The 20,263-nt window shown below is 61.1% G+C and carries 14 protein-coding genes; 9 read left to right on the top strand and 5 right to left on the bottom strand.

Features of this window, described 5'->3' with window-relative positions; translation table 11 throughout:
* Window positions 1-7: 7 nt before the first annotated feature.
* The gene (locus CRI94_RS15670; RefSeq protein WP_098078083.1) at window positions 8-1,309 is read right to left on the bottom strand and encodes a sensor histidine kinase; all 1,302 of its coding nucleotides are present in this window, start codon (window positions 1,307-1,309) and stop codon (window positions 8-10) included.
* Between the two features lie 31 nt (window positions 1,310-1,340).
* Complete coding sequence (locus CRI94_RS15675; RefSeq protein WP_098078086.1) at window positions 1,341-3,758, bottom strand: TonB-dependent receptor; 2,418 nt, start codon at window positions 3,756-3,758, stop codon at window positions 1,341-1,343.
* A 207-nt stretch (window positions 3,759-3,965) separates the two neighbouring features.
* On the opposite strand from CRI94_RS15675, the gene CRI94_RS15680 reads away from it, so the two are divergent.
* The 3 genes from CRI94_RS15680 to CRI94_RS15690 all read left to right on the top strand — a co-directional run bounded on the left by CRI94_RS15680 (window position 3,966) and on the right by CRI94_RS15690 (window position 6,875).
* The gene (locus tag CRI94_RS15680; RefSeq protein ID WP_098078089.1) at window positions 3,966-5,285 is read left to right on the top strand and encodes a glycosyltransferase; all 1,320 of its coding nucleotides are present in this window, start codon (window positions 3,966-3,968) and stop codon (window positions 5,283-5,285) included.
* A 138-nt stretch (window positions 5,286-5,423) separates the two neighbouring features.
* Complete coding sequence (locus tag CRI94_RS15685) at window positions 5,424-6,332, top strand: EamA family transporter (protein WP_098078093.1); 909 nt, start codon at window positions 5,424-5,426, stop codon at window positions 6,330-6,332.
* Between the two features lie 18 nt (window positions 6,333-6,350).
* On the top strand, window positions 6,351-6,875 hold the full coding sequence (locus tag CRI94_RS15690; protein WP_098078096.1) for a methylated-DNA--[protein]-cysteine S-methyltransferase: 525 nt from the start codon (window positions 6,351-6,353) through the stop codon (window positions 6,873-6,875).
* Window positions 6,876-7,019: 144 nt separating this feature from the next.
* Here the strand turns inward: CRI94_RS15690 and CRI94_RS15695 are convergent, their stop codons facing one another.
* Together CRI94_RS15695 and CRI94_RS15700 are read right to left on the bottom strand one after the other, a co-directional pair.
* Entirely contained in the window at window positions 7,020-10,169 is a 3,150-nt protein-coding gene (locus CRI94_RS15695; RefSeq protein ID WP_098078099.1) for a S8/S53 family peptidase, read from the bottom strand.
* 102 nt (window positions 10,170-10,271) lie between these two features.
* A complete protein-coding gene (locus CRI94_RS15700) occupies window positions 10,272-10,553 on the bottom strand; it encodes a hypothetical protein (RefSeq protein ID WP_143815449.1) in 282 nt (93 codons plus the stop codon).
* Window positions 10,554-11,252: 699 nt separating this feature from the next.
* On the opposite strand from CRI94_RS15700, the gene CRI94_RS15710 reads away from it, so the two are divergent.
* The 3 genes from CRI94_RS15710 (at window position 11,253) to CRI94_RS15720 (ending at window position 16,670) form a co-directional block, all read left to right on the top strand.
* A complete protein-coding gene (locus CRI94_RS15710; protein ID WP_098078110.1) occupies window positions 11,253-11,543 on the top strand; it encodes a hypothetical protein in 291 nt (96 codons plus the stop codon).
* A gap of 676 nt (window positions 11,544-12,219) precedes the next feature.
* Window positions 12,220-15,207 carry a SusC/RagA family TonB-linked outer membrane protein gene (locus CRI94_RS15715; RefSeq protein ID WP_098078113.1) on the top strand — a complete coding sequence of 996 codons (2,988 nt, stop codon included), beginning with the start codon at window positions 12,220-12,222 and terminating at the stop codon, window positions 15,205-15,207.
* A gap of 101 nt (window positions 15,208-15,308) precedes the next feature.
* Window positions 15,309-16,670, top strand: a complete 1,362-nt coding sequence (locus CRI94_RS15720; RefSeq protein WP_098078118.1) for a RagB/SusD family nutrient uptake outer membrane protein — start codon at window positions 15,309-15,311, stop codon at window positions 16,668-16,670.
* Window positions 16,671-17,129: 459 nt separating this feature from the next.
* Here CRI94_RS15720 and CRI94_RS17555 read toward each other — a convergent pair whose 3' ends face one another.
* Entirely contained in the window at window positions 17,130-17,555 is a 426-nt protein-coding gene (locus tag CRI94_RS17555) for a PID-CTERM protein-sorting domain-containing protein (protein WP_143815450.1), read from the bottom strand.
* 358 nt (window positions 17,556-17,913) lie between these two features.
* On the opposite strand from CRI94_RS17555, the gene CRI94_RS15725 reads away from it, so the two are divergent.
* The 3 genes from CRI94_RS15725 (at window position 17,914) to CRI94_RS15735 (ending at window position 20,177) form a co-directional block, all read left to right on the top strand.
* Entirely contained in the window at window positions 17,914-18,483 is a 570-nt protein-coding gene (locus tag CRI94_RS15725; protein WP_098078121.1) for a DNA-3-methyladenine glycosylase family protein, read from the top strand.
* A 202-nt stretch (window positions 18,484-18,685) separates the two neighbouring features.
* Entirely contained in the window at window positions 18,686-19,357 is a 672-nt protein-coding gene (locus tag CRI94_RS15730; RefSeq protein WP_098078125.1) for an ABC transporter ATP-binding protein, read from the top strand.
* Between the two features lie 7 nt (window positions 19,358-19,364).
* Window positions 19,365-20,177: an ABC transporter permease gene (locus CRI94_RS15735; protein ID WP_098078128.1), complete on the top strand. Its 813-nt coding sequence runs from the start codon at window positions 19,365-19,367 to the stop codon at window positions 20,175-20,177.
* The last annotated feature ends 86 nt before the right edge of the window (window positions 20,178-20,263 follow it).

A 20,263-nucleotide genomic window follows, 5' to 3' on the forward strand; every position in this document is an offset into this window, starting at 1 on the left:
AAATATTCTATTCGTCGGGGGTGGCCGGCTCCAGCGACGCCGCGTGCATCGTTCCTGCGTCGGTGTCGCGAGTACGGTCGTCTTCACTCGCACCAGCGTTCGACCGGGCCGTTGCCACGTCCGACCGATCCGTACTCTCTTCCCCGACCACGTACAGGTCGGCGCTCGTGTGATAGGGGAGGCGAAGCGTCGCCGTCACACCGGGCGCCTCGTCGTCGCTTGACGCCTCATTCGACGCAACGTGCAGTGCTGCGGCATCGCCATACAACCCTTCGAGCCGAGCGCGGACATTTTTGAGCCCGAGGCCCGATGAGATGTCGTCTCCGTGGAAACCGGGACCGTTGTCTCGGACCGTGACGACGAGTGTGTCCTCTTCGCGCGTGGCGCGGATCCAGATTCGCCCGGTGCCGCGAACCCGGGCCGCGCCGTGCTTGACGGCGTTCTCCGCCAACGGCTGAAGGAGCAAGTACGGCACAAGGACCAATCGGTGCTCTTCGGGAACGTCGATTTCGACGTCGAGACCGCCCTGAAAACGGATCTGCTGGATCTCCAGGTAATCCTCAAGGATGTCGATCTCGTCGGAAAGCGGCACTTCCTGGGGCGCGTCCTCGTCGAGGACACGACGAAGCAGTTCGCTGAGTCGCGTAATCATCCGTCGCACGCCCTGCGGATCGCGACCAACGAGCGTGCTCACGGCGTGAAGCGTGTTGAAGAGAAAGTGCGGGTTGATCTGCATGCGGAGCGTCTGCAGCCGCGCCTCCGTGAGCTCTTTCTCCAGCACGGCCGTGCGCTCACGCAGGCGCTCCGTTTCAGCCTGGCGCTCCTTTTTCTGCAGGTGATAATCCCGCGCAAAGCCGGCCGCGAGAATGACGAAGTAGACGACCAGCTCGTTCACGAACCAGAGGCGGGTCGCGATGCGAACCGGGTCGAAAAACGCTCCGCCCCGCCCGTGCCCGAACATCGCCCCCCGTAGAATCGAGTCCGCCGACTCGACGGCAAAAGCTCCGAGAACAGCGAAAACCAGATGCAAGACGACGTTTCGCGCGATGTCGCCTCGCTCGACCGGCAGACGGCGGGCAAGCCAGAACACGCACGGTGTGAGCACGATCCAGAAGCCGTACTCGAAGATCTCGCGCCCGAGCTCGACCGGAAACTGGCCCCACTCGACCGGACCGCCTCCGCGCGGCGCCAGCACGTCGTTCACCGCAGTCAGTAGAGCCACGGTGGTCCACGCGCCGATGATCAGCAGCCATTCCTGGCGCGTCGGCCAGTCGGATATGGACGTGTCGGCAGAGGGAGCGTCACGCATGTGTGCTTAGCATCATCTCTAGACGGCGTCGTTATCGGTTAGAGCCCCGGCGACCTCCGTTGTCGTTACCGAAGGCGTACGAGAAGGTAAGGATGAAGCGGCGCTGACTCCAGTCGCGGGAGCTTTCGGTGTAAAACGCTTCGGTTCTGCGTTGCAGCTCGAAGTTCTGCGAGTCAAAGACGTCGCTCGCGCGCAGGCTCAGGCTCCCGCTTCCCCCGAACAGTTCCTTCCGGAGGGCAACGTCGCTGCTCATCCGCGCGCCGATCTCGCCCCCGGCAATGTCCTGCGGTGCCCGGTAGTACTGGCTCACCTGCAGGTCGACGCCATAGCCAAGACCAAACGTGAGGTTCGCCCGACCCGAGTAGGCCATGGCGTCATTGCTCAAGTCGCTATCCACGTTGCTGGCGTCGGTGACGACCCGATTCGCGTTCAGCGTCACATTCCCCCGCACCCAGTCATCGACCTCTAGAGACGTGACCACCTCGACGCCGTACGAATTGCTGGAAGCGAAATTAGCGAACGTGAGCAAGGTCACGCCACTACCCAGCAGTTCCTCGCGCCGCTCGATCTCGTTCACCGTCCGCCGGAAGAAGGGCGTGATCGAGACGGTCGCCGGAGCCCAGTTGCGCGTCATGCTGAGCTCGAACGAGTGGATGTATTCCGGATCCAGCTGCGGATTCCCTTGAAAGCGAAAGTTGGGGTCCTCGTTGTCGTCGACAGGATCCAACTGCCAGGTGCCAGGTCGGCGAATTCGCTTGCTGTAGGACAAGCGGGCCTGGTAACGCTCTCCCTGCTTGTAGGTCAGAAACGCGCTCGGGAAGAAGTTCAGGTAGTCGTTATCGAACGACGCATCCATCGCGGGAAGCGTGAACGTCCGCGACGTCTGCTCTGCCCGAAGGCCACCTTTCATTTCCAATGCATTGCTGAGAGGAAAGGTCAGCTGCCCGTAGACGGCATGCGTACGGTCGTTATAGTCGAAGTCGCTCGTTTCCTCAATCTGGTAGGCGTTGGACTGCATGTCGAACACCTCGAAGACCTGATCCGACTTCTGCGTGCGGGTTTCCCCCTGGTATCCAGTTTCGATCATGAGGTCGCCCACGGCTCGCGTGTAGTCGATCTCGATCGTGCCCTCGTCCTCCGTCTCACCCATGTCTTCTCGCTCTCGATCGCGAACCGAATCGAGTTGCCCGTCCGTTGCGAGAGCGCGCTCCATATAACGGGCATCTTCGGACTCCCACTCGCGCTCATACCGGATCTGTGCGGAGAGTTCGTGGTCTTCTCCGAACTCGTGGCGCCCCGAAAACCGCGCGTCAACGCTCTCCTCGTCGCTCAGGCCATCATTTAAACGGGCGTACCGATCGGTGGTCGACCCAGAAGATATGCTCCGAAGATAATTGGTCCGGCTCTCCTGCTCTTCGGATTCCGTACTGAAGACCGATTCCAAGGAGAAGGTCGTCGCCTGGGTGGGGCGATACTCGAGCTGGACGTTCCCCGTGTGCGAGCGCTCGGTCTCCTGCTCCGTCTCGGACTGGTCGAGAATGGTCGTCGGGTCCGTGGTAAAGTTGCGGCGCAGGCGCGTCCCGCCTTCGTCCTCCGAGCCGCGGCGAAATCCGTAGTTCGCAAACAGGCGCCATCCATTGTTCTGGTAGCCCGCATTCACTGAGGTGTTGACGGACGACTGCGTGCCCACGCCGGCCGTCGCGCCTCCGCTCCATCCAGACCCGCGGTTTCGTCTCAAAACGATGTTGATGATGCCGGCCGCCCCTTCCGGCTCCTCTTTCGCGGACGGATTCGGGATCACCTCTACTCGCTCGACGGCGGAGGCCGGCAGGCTTTCGAGGAAACTCGCCAGCGACTGCCCGGAGAGCGAGGTCGGCTCGCCGTTCACGTGCACCACCACACCCTCACTCCCGCGCAGGCTAATGCTCCCGTCCAGGTCGACCTGGATCGACGGCAGATCATTCAAAACGGTTCGCGCCGATCCACCCGCCGTGACAATCTGCCGATCCGTATTGTACACCGTGCGATCGGTTCGCACCTCGACGGCAGGCCGTTCGGCACTGACCGTGACCTCATCAAGCTGCTGCGTCTTTTCCCGCACCTGGATCGTCTCCAGGTCTCGACTCGGGCGAGACTGCGTCAACCGGACGTCCGTCAGGCGCGTGTTCGCATAGCCCACAAAGCTGACGACCACAGTATACGTGTCGAGCGGAAGGCCGCTCACGACGAACGCACCGTTGGCATCCGTGGTCGCACCGCTTACCAGAGACGAGTCGATCGGCGAGCGGACGGACACGGTCGCTCCAACGAGCGGAGTCTCGGGGCCCGCTTCGACCACGATTCCTTCGATACGTCCCCGGCCTCCTGGATCGTCGTCCTGGGAGAGCGCATCCACTGGAAGCACGACGAACAGAATAAGACCGACGAGGGTAGCAACAATCCGATTCATAAACGGACACGTCCTGAGTTTGCGGGTGAATGATGCACTATAGATCCACCTGCCGACCTCGTTGTTGATTCGGCTGTTTCAACGAAATGCATCCTGACGTGATGAATTGCATCAACGCCTGCTCACGCCAGTAAGCCGTTTCTAAAAAATCACGCTGCTAGCCGGTCCTGAATCGCTTCTTCCGTCCTCTCTCCGACCCCGTCTGCCATGAACATTTTGATTCTTACCATCGGCACGCGGGGTGATGTCCAGCCGCACGTTGCTCTCGCCGTCGGACTCAGAAAAGCCGGACACAACGTCACGCTCTGTACAAGCCCCCGCTACCGAAACCTCTTTGCGGATCGCGGTCTCTCCTTTGCACCACTCAGCGACGACCTCGTGGCGATCACGGAGTCCGTGGAAGGCCGGGCGGCGCTGGAGGACATGTCGAGCCTGATTTCCGGCGTTCGAACGGCTGTGCGGCTGATTCGCGAGCATGGCGACATCCAGCGTCAACTCGTGCGGGACGGGTGGAAAGCGGCGGAGGCGGCACAACCGGACCTGATCGTCTACCATCCGAAGATGGCGTGCGGGCTTCACTTTGCAGAAAAACTCGGCATTCCGGCCGTCATCACTCCGCTGTATCCGATCTTTCTACCAACGACGGATTTCCCGAACATCGGCCTTGCCCCACTGCCTCTCCCGCGCGTCCTGCGAGAAGCCTACAATCGCGGCACCCACCATCTCGTGCAGACGGTCGTCCGCACCGTTAGCACCCGGTATTTTCGAGAATGGCGCGCGCAGAACGGTCTTCCCCCCGCCCCCCGAGGAACGGGCGTCGTCCGAACGTCGGATGGTGATAGAGTCCCGATGCTAAACGCGTGGAGTGAGCACGTCGCCCCGAACCCCGACGATTGGCCGGAAAGCGTCGAGACGACCGGCTACTGGTTTCTCGATCGTCCGGAGGACTGGACGATGCCGGATGAACTGCAGAATTTCCTCGCGGCCGGCGACCCGCCCGTCTACATCGGCTTCGGGAGCATGGCGAGACAACACCCCGAACGGACGACGCAGACCGTTCTAGATGCGCTTCGGCGAACCGGTCTGCGAGCGCTCATTTCGCGCGGGTGGGGCGGACTCGTTCCCGAGGATGTGCCGGACTCGATTTACCTCTTCGACGAGGCCCCGCATGACGCCCTGTTTCCCCTCTGCTCGGCCGTTGTTCACCACGGGGGAGCCGGAACCACGGCGGCCGGACTGCGCGCCGGTCGACCAACGGTCATCTGCCCCTTCTTCGGCGATCAGCCCTTCTGGGGACGACGCGTGCATGCACTCGGCGTCGGCCCGGAGCCGATCCCGCAGAAACAGCTGACCCCCGGTCGCCTCGCCGCAGCCCTTGCGACGGTAACGCGAAACGAGCGCATGCGGGAGAAAGCGGCTCATCTCGGCGAACAGATCCGCGTGGAAGATGGCGTAGGCCGCGCCGTCGCTCGGCTCGAAGCCGTCGTCCGCTCGTCGCCACAGGCACACCCGGAAGAGGCACTCTGACCTTCGGCCCAACCGGCCATGGAATACCGCCGTACGGCATACGTGGAAACCGTGTGGAAAGTCCTGGTGCAGTTGTGATTCGGCCAGAACCGCTCCTATCCTGCAGGCGGACCCTCTTCCCCGACACCTTCATGTGCCGTGTCTGACTCGCTCCACGTTCGTGCGCTTTCCGCCTGGGTGATCGTGTGCGTGGTGTGGGGCACGACCTATCTGAGCAACGATCTCGCGATCGCGTCCATCCCGCCCTTTCGGTACGCATCGCTCCGGTTTCTTTCGGCCGGAATCATCGTCTTTCTCGCCGCACGCTGGTATGCCGGAGACGACGGTACGTCTGTCCGAGACATTGTCCTGCACCCGACGGCCCGAGCGGGCATGCTGACGCTGGGCATCGGCGTCGGCGCGAACATCTGGGCGCTTCAGTGGCTCCCGACCGGCGTCGCCGCGGTCCTCGTCGCCGGCGTCCCGCTGTACATGGTCCTCGTCGACCGCTTCGTCTTCGACGGTGCGCGCCTCCGCCCGGCCGTCGGCCTCGGACTGGCACTTGGTCTCACTGGCATCGCCCTCATTGCGATGGAGCAGTCCGGCGACCCCAGCGCAGCCGAAGCGTCGCTCATCGCCGTCGCAGGCGTCATTGCGGGTGGAATCAGCTGGGCATTCGGGTCGGTGATGATCCGGTACACGTCTCCGCCCGCCGACCTGGCCTCGACAGCCGGCGCACAGATGCTCTGGGCCGGAGCCTTGCAGGGTGCCGTCAGCCTCGTGGTCGGGGAAACGCTGACGGAGCCGGTCACCCTTCTCAGCGGAGGCGCCGCCGTATACAGTGTGCTGATCGGGTCGTGCATCGCCTACAGCGCGTATCTCTACGCCCTCCGGCACCTGTCGGTCGCGTTTGTTTCGACGTACGTCTTCGTGAACCCGGTGATCGCGCTCTGGCTCGGGTGGCTATTACTGGACGAAACGATGACAATGCAGACGGTCGCCGCGTCTGCCGTCATCCTGGCCGGACTCGCGCTCACCCGTTTTCGCTCGCGATCGCGGAAAACCTGACCGATCACGATCTGCGTTATGGCAACCATCCGCTACACAATCATCGACTCCCCTCTCGGCCCACTCCTGGTCACATCCGATGGGGAAGCGATCACGGGTCTCCGGATGGCGTCCGATGATGATTCGTTCGACATCCCGACCGGTTGGCGTCAGACCAACGCCCCCTTCGCTGAGGTGCGCGAGCAGCTCGATGCATACTGGGCGGGGACGCTCCGAACGTTTGACGTGCCCCTCGCCCCCGGCGGCACCCCCTTTCAGCAGAAGGTGTGGACGGCGCTCGGCTCCATTCCTTACGGCACCACGTGCACGTACGGCGCCATCGCGCAGCGAATCGGTCAGCCCCGGGCGGCACAGGCGGTCGGCGCAGCCAACGGCCAAAATCCCATCGCCATCGTGATTCCCTGCCACCGGGTCGTCGGCCATGACGGATCGCTGACTGGCTATGCCGGCGGCCTCGACCGAAAGCGCACGCTCCTCCGCCACGAGTCTCAGAACAGCGGTCTCTTCGCCAGCGAGGCACAAACACCCATGTCCGATCACTGACAGGCGAACGTCATCGTGGCGGGCTCACGGTACGCGTATGCGCCGATCCGATGACGATCAAACACGACCCGCATAAAGAAAAGGAGCCGCAGGCACACGCCCACGGCTCCTTTTTCTTTTTCGCTACGGTGAACGTACAAAACGCTAGCGCACAACCGTCATCCGCTCGGTCCGGATCGTATCGCCGGCTTCCAGACGGATGAAGTACACGCCCGCGGCCAAACGATCACTTGAGAGCGTGACCGTCTTCTCACCGCTCGTTTCCTGTGCGTCCGTGACCGTCTGCACGCGCCGTCCGAGGACATCGAAGACGTGGATCTGAACGGGCATGTCGGCCGGAAGCTCATACTGCAACGTGGCCTCCGACTGCACCGGGTTGGGGAACGGTGCATGAAGTGTGACCTCCTTCGGTCCGCTGACGCGAATCGTTCGGGCCTTCGAGTACGTCGGCGTGCCATCAACGTCGACCTGCCGGAGTCGGTAAGAAACGTCTTGCGCTCCAAACGGAAGCTCCGCGTCGGTGAAGCGATACTGCTGCGCCTCGACCGACGTGCCGGCTCCCTGCACGAAGCCAAGCGAAGTCCACCGCGAGGTGCTGCTTGCATCGCCGACCTTCCGTTCGACGTAGAATCCATCGTTGTCCTTCTCGCTTGCGGTCGTCCACGTCAGCTCGACCGACTCATCGAGAGCGTAGCCTTCGAACGATGCGAGTTCGACGGGCAGGCTCGTCGTGATCCCGAAGACACGAGCAACCTCCACGTTCATTTGCAGCTCCGCGCTCGCCGTCGACCAGCTCGAACCATCGAACACGGACGTGTGCGTCACGCCCGAGGCCGTGTCGCCGGAGAGATACAGGGCGTCGTTGGAATTGGTTGGGGCGAGAACGAGGTGGTAATCCGTTCCAGGCGTGACGTCAACACCAACTGCTTCCAGGTTCAGCGCGTTCGGGGTAAACGCGTAGAGCTGTTCAGCCGCGACCTGGACCGTATTCCCGAGCTTCGTGTCGGGATTGCCACTTCCGTCGTCGGACCAGACCTCGACGGTGAGCGGCCCGGTCAGTTCGATTGCCGAGCTGTTCGGGGACCCGTTGTTGTGCCAGAGTCTCAGCAGTCCACCCGTCACAAAACCATCCACCGTCGGCTGAAAGCGAACCGCTATCTTCGGCGTGGAGGCATCCAGATCCAGGCGCCCCATGCCGCCGGTGCCTAAGTCCTGGAAGCTCGTAATCATCTCCCGGTCGACGCTTCCGCCGAGGAAGTCAACGACCGCACCGAGAATGTCCAGTTTCCCGTGTCCAAATTCCGCATTCGGGACCGCTCCGTACGCGTCGGTATACGCATCGGTGTCGGCACTCGAGGTCAGATACGAACGCACGTCGTTGGCCGACAGGGACGTGCCCTGTTGCTTTGCGGCCTGAAGAAGGAGAGCGACCGAGCCGGCAACGACCGGCGCGGACATGCTCGTCCCCTGGGAGAAACGGTGCATGCCGTCCTTATCAAACACACCAAATGCAGGTTGTGACGGCATATCCTGCGAGTAGGCGGACACCATCGCCTGTCCGGGCGCGGTCAGGTCCGGCTTCACAGCCCCGTCTCGGCGAGGGCCGCGACTGCTGAAGCTAGAGATTTCGTTTCGAGCATTATAATTGAAATCATAACCGACGTAACCAGCAGCGTCCCAGTACCATCGATGCGCATGCGAGCCCACGGTGATCGCCCCGGTCGAGGTGCCGGGCGAACCGATGGTGTAATTCGCGTTCCCATTGTCGAACCCGCCGATGACTTCGCTCCCCCATGTCCAACCGTGATACGTAAATGGAGAGGAGCCCGTGTTTTCGACTTCAATCTGCCACTGACCGACGGTTGGCTCAACCTCGTCCGTCGGTGTAACCGAATCGTCTTCGTAGTCGAGCACCTGGATATCAAAGTATCTGTCGCCGTTGTCCGGGCCGATGCCACTTGCCAGAAAAATCCGTCCAGACGGCGTCTCGAAGGAGCCTGACTGCGGTGTCGTTCCCGAAGCTGCTAGTGAAAACGTGTCGGTTCCGTTCGGGGCTGTAACCGTGACCGTGACATCGCCCGCCGTGTCAAACCACTTTTGAATGGCAAAATAGTCATTCGGCGTGCCGTCTTTGGGCGTTCCATCTTGGGTAGCATATTGGGCGATGGTCCACGGCTCGCTGACCGTGTTGCCCGGATCGACGGTTCCCATGACATGCTGCACTGATCCTCCGTTGTTGCCGGCGGAGACGACGACCACCCTGTCGGGCGCCGTACCAGGATCAATGGATCCGTTGCCCGGCGAGCCGTCGGTAAATGCGTCGACAGCGAGATCAAGCGATGCGGTTCCGTCATGAGGCCCCAGATTGGAACCGAGACTCATGTTGACGACGAGCGGCTTATTCTGATCGGTCGCCACCTGTCCGCAATAGCTCATCGCGTCAATCACATTCGCATCGGGAAACGATCCATTTCCGGCTTTCACGACGATAATGTCCGCCTCTGGAGCCATTCCGCGATGCTCAGGTGACGTCTGACTGCCACTCAAAACGAGCGCGTTCCCGCTGCTCGCCACGGTTCCTGCGACGTGCGTGCCGTGCCCATTAGGGTCGGTCTCGCTGACATTACCAGCGTCAATATCGGTCGCGGAATATTCCGTCCCGTAGTTTAGCGTCGAAAAGTTCGCGCTCCGATCCGACGGTGCCTGCCCGGCGGTGTCGTTTACCTGGTCCCAGATGTACTGGATGCGTGTGTTGCCACTGGCATCCATGAAGTCGCCGTGGTCGAAGTCGATCCCCGAGTCCACGATGCACGTCAGCACACCCTGACCGGAGTAGTTCGTGTTATTTACGGCGCCGCTATTCAGAATTCGCGCACCGACCTCTCGTGCAGCTTCGTCGTTGTGCGTTTTCGAGATCCCACTCGCCCCGATGTGACGGACCGAGGAGATTCCGACGGCGGTCCGGACCTCGTCTGCCGTCAAGCGTGCGGTCACGATGGGTCCGACAGCGGAGTTCACCGTGATCCCCGCGGCGCGGAGAGCGGCGACATCATTCGTACGAATAATCGCCGGGTACCGGACGGTGCCGTCTCCACCTCGGATTGCTGTTTTCTGCAGCAGAAGTGGGAGACCCGCTTCTGCACCGCGTTTGGCCGATGGAGACGCGTCTACCTGAAGCAGTCGTTGGAAGGCTGCATCCACACGCGAATCAGGAGGAGCATCCTGCGCATGAACAGCATCGGGCAGAAAGAGAAGAAGGAGCAGAACGAATAGGAAGCGTAAAGATCGATGCATCACAATGGGCCTGGAGATAGAAAAACAACCAGAACACCCGACAGCATCAACGTGCTGCAGGCGTCTGATCAATACGAAAGGGAATCGGGGTCAGCGCAGTACTCAGCGAGGATGGGGCGTTGAGCGGCCACTCGGCTCGACTCTAGAGACGGAAGAAAGACGTGCGCTCGTTTTAATCTGTTCGATGGTAAGTCGAGCTGTGGCAACGGACCCCATCACACTGTTGAGCGGAATGCCGGCTTCTCGCACGGCCTCCGCATCACTCACCCGAAGCATCACGGCGTAAACGGTTTCGCCTTCTCGTGTAGACGTGTCCAGCCCGGGCAGCGAAGATGGATCCTCTCCCTGCACGAGCTGCTGCAATGGCGGAGCGAGTTTACTCATCTCATCATCAGTTAGCGACGCCCCATTCCCACATGCAGACGCACATAGAAGTAGAGAGAGAACGATCAACATGCCCGAAAACCGGGACGAAAGGAAGGTGCGCATGAGGCAAGGAATACGGTCGCAGGGCCGTGAAGAAATTGAAAACCAAACTATCGGCCTTGCAAAAGAAATGCAACATATTTGTACCACGAGTGTCACGGCGATTTGCCAGTCTTCGAGAACGGGCATCACCGAGATCGTTTATTTGACCACATCATACACGCTGCATGAAGACGATAAGACATCACTCGACGATTGATCACTCGCCAGGCTGATAACCAGATACAGGTCGGACGCAAGAATATTCTCAAGCGATATATTCCGCATCTATTTTATTCGTCCCACCAATGACTGAAATAAAACTGGACGGACCGAGGGGTCCATCGGCAAACGTAGGAAAAGGGATCTCGCGCTTCAATAAACGGTGAACTTCGCGACGAATCTGCACATCCAGCGTCCATGATACACGATCTGCCACCCGGCAAGTGAACATGCCAACACGGCTTCGACCCAGGCTTGACAAATATCACTTTGAGCATATATTTCCCGACAATTGTAAAAACAACTCTTAGGTCCGGGCTCACCGACGCTAATAATTAGAGTCCAAATCGCAGCTCTAGCTTTCATGACCGAAAGCGGCGCTCGCCCGCATCAGGTATGGAACGTCCCCCTGAAGATCATCTACGGGTTCACTTTTCGGGATCGTGGTCTGACAAAGCTCAGAGCCGCCTCTTGCGTGCCGTACGAGCGTTCGACGATCGTCATGGATTGGGCGAGCCGAGCCCACACGTCGGACGTCCCTGGGTTGCGGTCAAACACGACATGGAGGCTCGCACCATTCTGTTTGTCAGCCGGACCGGGATGAAGCGCCCCTTCTCTGGCGCGACCGTGGACGAAATCATTGCACTGCTTCAGTCTGATTCCTTGCCAGGACAACCACTTCTATAGTTCGGCGGCCCTCCCTTCCACGCTCGCAGTCACAAGGCGAGCATGGGCCTGCGTTACCCCGAGATAACTGCCCTACTCGCAGCGGATACGCGACGCGAAGCGTAAACCGAACGGTCGATTTTCTGAATTGGCGCCATCGACCCCTGCATATCTTATCCAGATCGATCTGCTTCTCAGTCTAGACGGTTTCGAGATTTACTCGGCGTACGTCTCTGGGATGTTGCTTCGGAAAGCGCTGCCTGGAGGCCGTTCTTCATTTTCCTCTCTTACAGGCCGACCGCCTCTGGCGACTGTTCTGCTCGGCGAGTTCTTGCCTTCGTGGGATCATTGAGGGCAACCAATTCTCGCCTCCCTGTCCTCAACAGATTCCATATTTGCAACACCGTTGCAATTGCGAATTACACGATGCTGACTTCGTATTACTTTACAGTGACTTGATACTCAAGACACACAAACTTCACAGAATAGCTCCCTATCCCCTCTGCCCCCACTCATGAAATCTGAACTGCCTGTGCTGCAAACAACAGGTAGCCCCGAAGGCTCGCATCAACGTGCCCCCGCTCCGCTCGCCCGTTTTCCCGTCTGAATTCTTCTCATCATGCGATACAAGGTACGACGCCCATTCGTCTGCACGGGCCCATGCACTTCGCCCCCAGCGAGAAAGCCCATCCTGGGCATGCTGGTTCTTCTCCTGATTGTGAGCCTCGGGTTTATCCCTGCAGCGCACGCCCAATTTACCGTCGAAGGTACAGTCACCGATGCAAATAACGGCGACCCGATTCCCGGCGCCAATATTGTCCTCGTCGGGACGAGTATCGGCGTTGCGACCGACCCGCAGGGCGAATTCTCCATCGAGGTGCCAGGCGAGGAAGGAACGCTCCGCGTTTCGTTCGTCGGGTACCAGACGCTCGAACGTGACGTGACTCCCGAAACCGGGCGGGTAGAGATCGCCCTACAACCGGATATCGCCGGATTGGAGGAGGTCGTCGTGACCGGTCTGGCCACGTCTGTGAAACGCCGCAACCTCGCAAACGCCGTGACGAAGATCGACGCGGAAGAGATTGCTGGTCGCGTGGATCCGACGACGGTGGATAACGCGCTGCAGGGCAAAATTCCGGGTGTCAACATTACCGCGCAGAGCGGGGCACCGGGGGGCGGCAACAACGTGCAGCTTCGTGGCATCAGCACGCTGGGCGCCGGCTCCTCCCAGCCGCTCTACATCATTGACGGCGTGTACGTCAACAACAGTCAGATCACGACCGGTCGCTCCACACTCGACGACGCCGGTGGCCCGAGCCAGGATAACGTGTCGAACCGTCTGGCGGACCTGAGTCCCGAGGACATCGAGAGTGTCGAGGTCCTGAAAGGCCCTTCCGCCGCGGCCATTTACGGGCAGCGGGCGAACGCGGGTGTTGTTATCATCCAGACAAAGCGCGGACAGGCCGGCCGTACGAGCGTCAGCTTCTCACAGGACGTAGGCGCCGTCTCGGCACTGAACCTGCTGGGCACCGCCTCCTGGAGCGAAGACAAGATCGCGCTCTTCGAAGAGCCTGGCACGCAAAGCTTCCAGGATGAGATTGCCCGCTTCCGCGAGGGCAATAGCACCGACTACGAGGATGAGGTCTACGGAAACACCGGCCTCACGACGAACACGCAGCTCAGCGTATCCGGTGGGGATGACCAAACCCAATTCTTCGTGTCCGGCAACCTGAAGGATGAAGAGGGCATCATCGAGAACACCGGATTTGTCCGTCGCTCCCTCCGTGCCAACCTCGACCACCGGCTCCACGAGCGGGTGCGCCTGACGTCGCAGTCCAACTACGTGTACACGGACAACGACCGCGGTTTTACAGGAAACCAGAACAGCACCGGCGGCTCGGTCGGATATACGCTTGCCTACGTTCGGAGCTATGCGGATCTGTTCCAGAATGAGGACGGCAGTTTTCCGGACAATCCGTACTTTGCGGAAAACCCGCTGCGCGTGATTGACGGTGCCACCAACAACCAGGAGGTCAGCCGTTTCGTCCAGTCCTTCTCGGCCGAGGCCGATCTAATCCGGAGCAACAGCACATCGCTACGGCTCCGCGGTCAGGGCGGGTTTGACTACCTGAACAGCAACAGCACGGTGTATTTCCCGCCGTTCTTCCAGTTTCAGCAGGCCGGCGCGAACCCCGGCGATGTGATCCGGGGCAAGCAGGACGACTTCAACACCAACCTGCAGGCTGTGCTCGTCTTCAATCAGGCCACTAGTCTCGGCGGTGGGGACCTGAACCTGACGACCCAGACCGGTTTTTCCCGCTTCACGCAGGACACGAATCGCCAACTCGTCCGCGGCCGTGGCCTTCCGCCGGAGCAGACGAACCCGGTCAACGCCAGCGTGCAGGAGATCGTGAATCAACTTCCTAACGATGTCTACAACACCGTCAAGGTACGGGACATTGGCTTCTTCGGGCAGCAGGATGCCAACTGGAGGGATCGCATCATCGGATCTGCGGGCGTTCGCCTCGACCGCTCCACGCTGAACGCCTCCCAGGACGAGTACTACGTCTATCCGAAAGCCTCGCTGGCCGTCAACGTGCACGAGTTTGATATCGGGCTGCCGTCGTTCCTGAGCCAGTTGAAACTGCGCAGCGCGTTCGGACAAACCGGCGGCCTTCCGCAGTACGGCGTAACCTTCGAGTCGCTCGCCAGCCAGAACATTGACGGAAACCTGGCTTCCACCATCGATACCCGCGGTGTCGACCCGACGCTAAAACCCGAACGAGCGGAAGAGTTCGAGTTCGGCACCGACATCAGCGCCTTCGAGAACCGTGTCAGCCTCGAACTGACACACTATCGCAAAACGGTCTCAGACCTGATCCTGGACCGCGAGAATGCGGTCTCTACCGGTATCACCGAGATCGCCGTCAATGCCGGCACGCTTCGCAACGTGGGGTGGGAGGTCGGCCTGACGCTTGCCCCGATACAAACGGAGCGCTTCGCCTGGACGTCGCGCAATCTGTTCTGGGCGAACACCTCCGAGATCACGGAGCTGAACATTGACCGATTCACGACGGGCGGCTTCGGCGCAGCCCTCGGGACGTACCTGATCCAGGAGGGGTACTCGCCAACAACCATCGTCGGCACGCCGGCGCTTGATGATGGCGACACACCCTTCACCGTGTACGGGGACGCGCAGCCCGACTTCCAGATGTCGTTCTCGAACCAGTTCACGCTCTTCCGCGACTTCGAACTCGGTTTCCTCTTTCACTGGAAGAAAGGCGGGGAAAACATCAACCTGACACGATTCCTCACGGACAGCGGCGGCACCACGTCCGACTGGAACGAAGACCACGACAACGACGGGGTCCCCAACGGACGCGACCGTGCCGACATGTTCGGCCCCGGCGCAGCACAGTTCATCGAGGGGTCGTCGTACGTAAAGCTCCGCGAAGCGTCGCTGTACTACAACATCCCGTCCTCCTTTCTCGAGAGAACCTTTGGCAACGTCCTCAGCCGGGCCCGGGTGGGCGTATCCGGAAACAACCTGCTGTTGTTCTCGGACTACTCCAGCTACGATCCGGAGGTCTCGGTCTTCGGAACGCAGGCTATCGCGCAGTCCGTGGAGGTATCGCCGTACCCGAGCTCACGGCGCATCACCTTCCACCTGCGTCTGACCTACTGATCCCGTTCCCGCCCGCGCAGAGGCCGGCGGCCGCGTGCCGCCGCCTCGCCCGGGCCGAGACGCCCACATTCCCGACCGTTGCCTCGACCGATTTGTAGATTATGACTCGATACCGTCTTCCCATACTGATTCTCGCCGTCGCTCTGCTTCTGCCGGCGTGCGACTTCTTCGACCCCGACGAGGTCACCGATGCCGATAGTCCGTCCGTGGACGCCGTTCAGGAAAACGCCACGCAGGCGCAGTTGCAAGACCTGGTGGCAGGTCTGGAATTCCAGCACCGCGCCTACACCGATGGCAACGCCGACCTGACGCAGCTCTTCGGTTCGTTCGGCCGAGAGGTGTACGCCGCCTATGCCTCCGACCCGCGCTTCATCACGAACTGGCTCGGCTTCGACGGCACGACGCCGGATCCTGAGTTCTTTGTCGACGGCTCCGCCTACGACACGCCGTATGAGGCGATCAAGCAGGCCAACACATTAATCAACTCCGTCAACGCGACCGACGCTGTCAATGAGCAACAAGCCGCGGGCTACATCGGCTTTGCGCAAACCATTCAAGGCTTCCAGTATCTGATTCCCCTCCAGGGGCAGTACCGAAACCCGGACGGCTCCATTCGGATCGACGTCAACGACCCGCTGAATCCGGGACCGTTCCTACCGTATGACGACGCTCTCGCGGAAATTCGAACCATCCTCGACGAGGGCAATAACAATCTGGACGCTGCGGGCGACACCTTCAACTTCACACTCACGTCGGGCTTCACCGGCTTCAGTACACCGGAGGGCATGCAAGAGGTCAACCGCGCGATCGCCGCCCGGGCCGCCATCTACGCCGAAGACTGGCAGGGGGCCCTCGACGCGCTCGATGACTCTTTTCTGTCGCTCACAGAAGGGGAGGCCAGCATGAATGCCGGCGTCTACCATCCCTTCGGCAATCCGCCGGATCTTTTTAACCCGCTCTTTTACCCGCGTGATGCCAACACCAATCAGATCTTGATGGTGCACCCGTCGATGATCGACGATGCTCTTCCGGGCGATGAGCGCGTGGCCAATAAGTTCTTCGAGCGGACCGATCCGATCGTCAACCCAAATCTTGGCAGCGTCGAGCTGTTCTACCAGGACAACCGGTATGAGACCCAAACCTCGCCGGTGCCCTTCATCCGAAACGAGGAGTTGATCCTGATCTACGCCGAGGCGAACGCACAGCTCGACCAGCCGACGGAGGCCGTCGATGCGATCGATATCATCCGCGAGACGTGGGGACTCAGTCCTTACTCCGGTCCGACCGACCGCGATTCGCTGATCGACGAGATCCTCTTCCAGCGGCGCTACTCGCTCTGGGCCGAGGGCGGCCACCGCTGGATCGACGCACGGCGTTACGACCGACTCGACGAGATCCCGACGGATATCGACGGCGGCCAGGTCTTCGAACGCCTCGTCCGACCGCTCAGCGAATCCTCCTGATGTATCCGACAAGGGATCGAACTCCAACACATGATGCTCAAACCAAGAAGAGGTGCGCCGTTCGCGGCGTGCCTCTTTTTTGTGTTTGGGGTTTAGGTGTTCGGGTACTCGCTACCGGACCGTTTTAATTTCAAACCGGACGGTCTCCGTATGTCATTGAGAAACGGACCTCGTGCGTCTCATACACGAGGTGTGAAGGTCAATGACGCCGCAGGCTCACACGCCCATACCCACATACTCCCGTGCATTTCGGAGCCGCCGCGCCGGGAATGCTGAAGTGACCCACGCTTTAATGAAAGTGTCCAGTAGCTAGGTTTGGGTGTTCAGGTGTTTGGGTGTTTGCGGCACGGCTCGCAACACCTCGAAACGTCCATACCTCCAGCCACACCTCAATCGGGTCGCTACCCGTGACGACAACCGTGACGAAAAGCGACCGGGCTCGGCTTTCACCGGCAATCGTCACGCGGCCTGATGGTCGTTGCGACGCAGGCGAAGGACGGCGAACACCCCACCGGCTGCGGCAAGCAGAACCAGACCTCCATCGACAGGTACGGGATCGGGATTGTCCATCCCCCCATATCCATCGTCGTCGCACCACGGCGGCGGATTGGGATTTCTGCATGGCCGCCGGTTGCCGTTACCCGGGCCGCGTCCATTACCGCCCTTGGAGTAGGAGCCATGGTGGGAAGGAGAAGCCCAGTCAGGCAACGACTCTGCGGCCGACCGGCCTTCGGTTGAAGGCGAAGAGACCCTCTGGAACGTCGAGGAGGTCGAGGGCGATGGGCCGGCGTACGGTTGAGCGTACGACGTGCCTACTGTGGCACCGATCAGTAACGTGAACAGAACCGGGAAGGCGAGCCGCTGAATGCAAGAAGCGTATGTCATCGAAGGCGTCGGGGAAACTGGGGACCGCGATTGTTCGACGCTTAGCATCGGACATCCATCGCCTGTTTGTTGCGCCGATTCGACGAGTGCCCGTTATCCTTCGACGAATGATTTTCCCGCTCGGACCGTCGCCTGCAGCCCGCCCCGGCGACGCACACCGGACCCTGCTGTTGAAACCACATGCTCGCACATTTACAGGCAGATGTTCAGTGCAGAAACACCCGGCGTCGCTGAAGGTGAGATCTCCGGCGTGTCAAAGCACGATGACGGAGGAGCCCACGCAGCCGCTTGAGACACCGACAATTGCGTGCGAGACGCAACGGACGTCTTCCACATACGAATTGTATAGACATGTGATATGCACGACCCCTTCGATGACGATATACTTCAGGCTCATGTGGATGACGTCTGGGCGACGAATGGACCTCTTGCTCTCGAAGCCGCCGATGATCCTTTCGAACGGCTTGTGACCTCGATCGTAAACCAGCAACTCTCGGTAGCCTCCGCACGCACGATCCGGAACCGCCTGTTCGAAACCTGCGATATCACTCCTCAGGCACTTCTCCAAGCGGAGCCCGAGCGTCTGCGAAACTGTGGACTCTCTCGACAGAAGACCGAGTACGTCCGTAACGTCGCGGAAGCCTTCCTTCAGCACGAATGGACCCGCGCCTCCTTCGCAGATCTGAATGACGAAATGGTCATCGACGCACTCACCGACATCCGCGGCGTGGGCATCTGGACGGCCAAGATGTTTTTGATGTTCGCCCTGGGCCGGCCGGACGTATTCCCTGTCGAAGACCTGGGCATTCGCAACGGCATGACAACCCTCTATGGCGAGTCCGACCGGTCCCGCATGCGTGAGATCGCCGATTCGTGGCGCCCGCGGCGGAGTCTGGCGAGCCTCTACCTGTGGCGTGCGGCGGGCTGATCTCGTCCCGCCTCTCCGACCGACGCGGTTGTCATTGCCGCACCGGTCGCGTTTCTTCAGGAGGCGCCCCACAGTCAACCGGCCTGCGCAGCACCACGACGCCAGCCCGCTGCGTAAGGGCGCATCGCGATGCTTGTGCGGGCGCATTGCGATGCGCCCTACGTGAACGAGACCGACTCGCTTTTTCCTGCAACGTCAGCCTATGAGTGTACTTTCTGCTCACCAGCTCTCCCGGTCCGTGGACGGGGAGACGCTCGTCGATGACGTCGACTTTGAGGTCGAAGCCGGCGACGTGTTCGTCATTTTCGGCCCGTCCGGTGCCGGCAAGTCCAGCTTGCTCCGCCTGCTCAACCGCCTCGACGAACCCACCGGCGGCACCGTCCACCTGCAGGGCGAGGACTACCGCCAGATTCCACCGCAGACGCTCCGCAAGCGCGTCGGCATGGTGCCGCAGCAGCCCACGCTGATCGACGGCTCGGTGGCCGAGAACGTGGCGTGGGGGTCGCGCCTCCGCGGCGAGCCGGTCGACGAGGAGCGCGTGGCGGATCTGCTCAAGCGGCTCGGCCTCGCCGGATTTGCCGACCGCGACGCTGAAGATTTGTCGGGCGGCGAAGCCCAGCGTGTCGCGATCGCCCGGACGCTCTACAACGAACCGGAGGTCGTGCTTCTGGACGAGCCCGCATCCAGCCTCGACGCGGAAGCGGCCCGTCAGGTCGAGTCCCTCCTCGCCGACGTGATGCGCGACCTGTCGATCACGGCCGTCCTTGTCACACACGACACCGACCGCGCCCGGCGCCTCGGCACGCGCGGAATTCGGCTCGACAACGGCCGTGTCCAGGCTTCCGGCCCCCTCGACGACATTCTCGATACCTGAGCTGCCCATGGATCTCTCTTCTACGTTTGCCGATGTCTGGACGAGAGCCCAGGAGCCGGTCGTCATGGACGGCCTCCTACAGGTTGCAGCCGCAACCGTGCTCGCCACCGTTGTCGTCGGACTCTCACGCTGGCGCAAGCTTCAGCTCGAAACCGAACTCGCGACCGCCTTCGTTCGCGGCTTCGTGCAGATCGTCGCGATGGGTTTGCTGATCGGCGTGCTGCTGACGGTCCCGCTCGCGTGGAGCGGGGTCATTCTGATCGGCATGGTCGCGGGCGCTACGTGGATCTCGCGCCAGCGTGGCGAGGGCTTACCCGGCGTGACGCGGATCTCACTACTCGCGATCGGCGTCGGAGCGGGCATCGTGATCGTGCTGATGACCTGGGCGGGCGCGATCGAAGCCACCGTCCGCAGCCTCGTCCCGGTAGGCAGCATGGTGATCGCCAACGCGATGAAGATCAACGGCCTTGCGCTCGACCGCTTCAAGGAGGAAATCGACAGCAATCGCGACGTGATTGAGGTTGGCCTGTCGCTCGGAGCGCCGCCGCAGGCCGTGCTGGCCGAACGAGTGCGCGACAGCGTCCGCGCGTCGCTGATCCCGGTCGTCGACTCGCTCAAGAGCCTGGGCTGGGTCTGGATTCCGGGCATCATGGCGGGAATGATTTTGGCCGGAGAAAACCCGATCTACGCCGCGCTCTACCAGTTTGTCATCATGGCGATGATCTTCGCTGCGGGCGGGCTCACCAGCGTGATAAGCAGCCTCCTCCTCAGCCGGGAGGTGATCACCGAGGCAGAGCAACTGCAGAAGATCGACGCGTAACTGGGCGAATCGCAACACATGGCCATTCGCCACGATCCGCGCTCTGTCACACGGATGTTATTTCACCAGGAGCGCCCGAACGCGAT

The organism is Longibacter salinarum, assembly GCF_002554795.1.
In the GTDB taxonomy this organism is placed as follows: Bacteria; Bacteroidota; Rhodothermia; order Rhodothermales; family Salinibacteraceae; genus Longibacter; species Longibacter salinarum.

What these genes read in the sequence shown, in the direction of transcription:
- CRI94_RS15670 (WP_098078083.1), bottom strand. Translation starts at nt 1,309, where the DNA reads ATGCGTGACGCTCCCTCTGCCGACACGTCCATATCCGACTGGCCGACG.
- CRI94_RS15675 (WP_098078086.1), bottom strand. Translation starts at nt 3,758, where the DNA reads ATGAATCGGATTGTTGCTACCCTCGTCGGTCTTATTCTGTTCGTCGTG.
- CRI94_RS15680 (WP_098078089.1), top strand. Translation starts at nt 3,966, where the DNA reads ATGAACATTTTGATTCTTACCATCGGCACGCGGGGTGATGTCCAGCCG.
- CRI94_RS15690 (WP_098078096.1), top strand. Translation starts at nt 6,351, where the DNA reads ATGGCAACCATCCGCTACACAATCATCGACTCCCCTCTCGGCCCACTC.
- CRI94_RS15695 (WP_098078099.1), bottom strand. Translation starts at nt 10,169, where the DNA reads ATGCATCGATCTTTACGCTTCCTATTCGTTCTGCTCCTTCTTCTCTTT.
- CRI94_RS15700 (WP_143815449.1), bottom strand. Translation starts at nt 10,553, where the DNA reads ATGAGTAAACTCGCTCCGCCATTGCAGCAGCTCGTGCAGGGAGAGGAT.
- CRI94_RS15710 (WP_098078110.1), top strand. Translation starts at nt 11,253, where the DNA reads ATGGAACGTCCCCCTGAAGATCATCTACGGGTTCACTTTTCGGGATCG.
- CRI94_RS15715 (WP_098078113.1), top strand. Translation starts at nt 12,220, where the DNA reads ATGCTGGTTCTTCTCCTGATTGTGAGCCTCGGGTTTATCCCTGCAGCG.
- CRI94_RS15720 (WP_098078118.1), top strand. Translation starts at nt 15,309, where the DNA reads ATGACTCGATACCGTCTTCCCATACTGATTCTCGCCGTCGCTCTGCTT.
- CRI94_RS17555 (WP_143815450.1), bottom strand. Translation starts at nt 17,555, where the DNA reads ATGACATACGCTTCTTGCATTCAGCGGCTCGCCTTCCCGGTTCTGTTC.
- CRI94_RS15725 (WP_098078121.1), top strand. Translation starts at nt 17,914, where the DNA reads ATGCACGACCCCTTCGATGACGATATACTTCAGGCTCATGTGGATGAC.
- CRI94_RS15730 (WP_098078125.1), top strand. Translation starts at nt 18,686, where the DNA reads ATGAGTGTACTTTCTGCTCACCAGCTCTCCCGGTCCGTGGACGGGGAG.
- CRI94_RS15735 (WP_098078128.1), top strand. Translation starts at nt 19,365, where the DNA reads ATGGATCTCTCTTCTACGTTTGCCGATGTCTGGACGAGAGCCCAGGAG.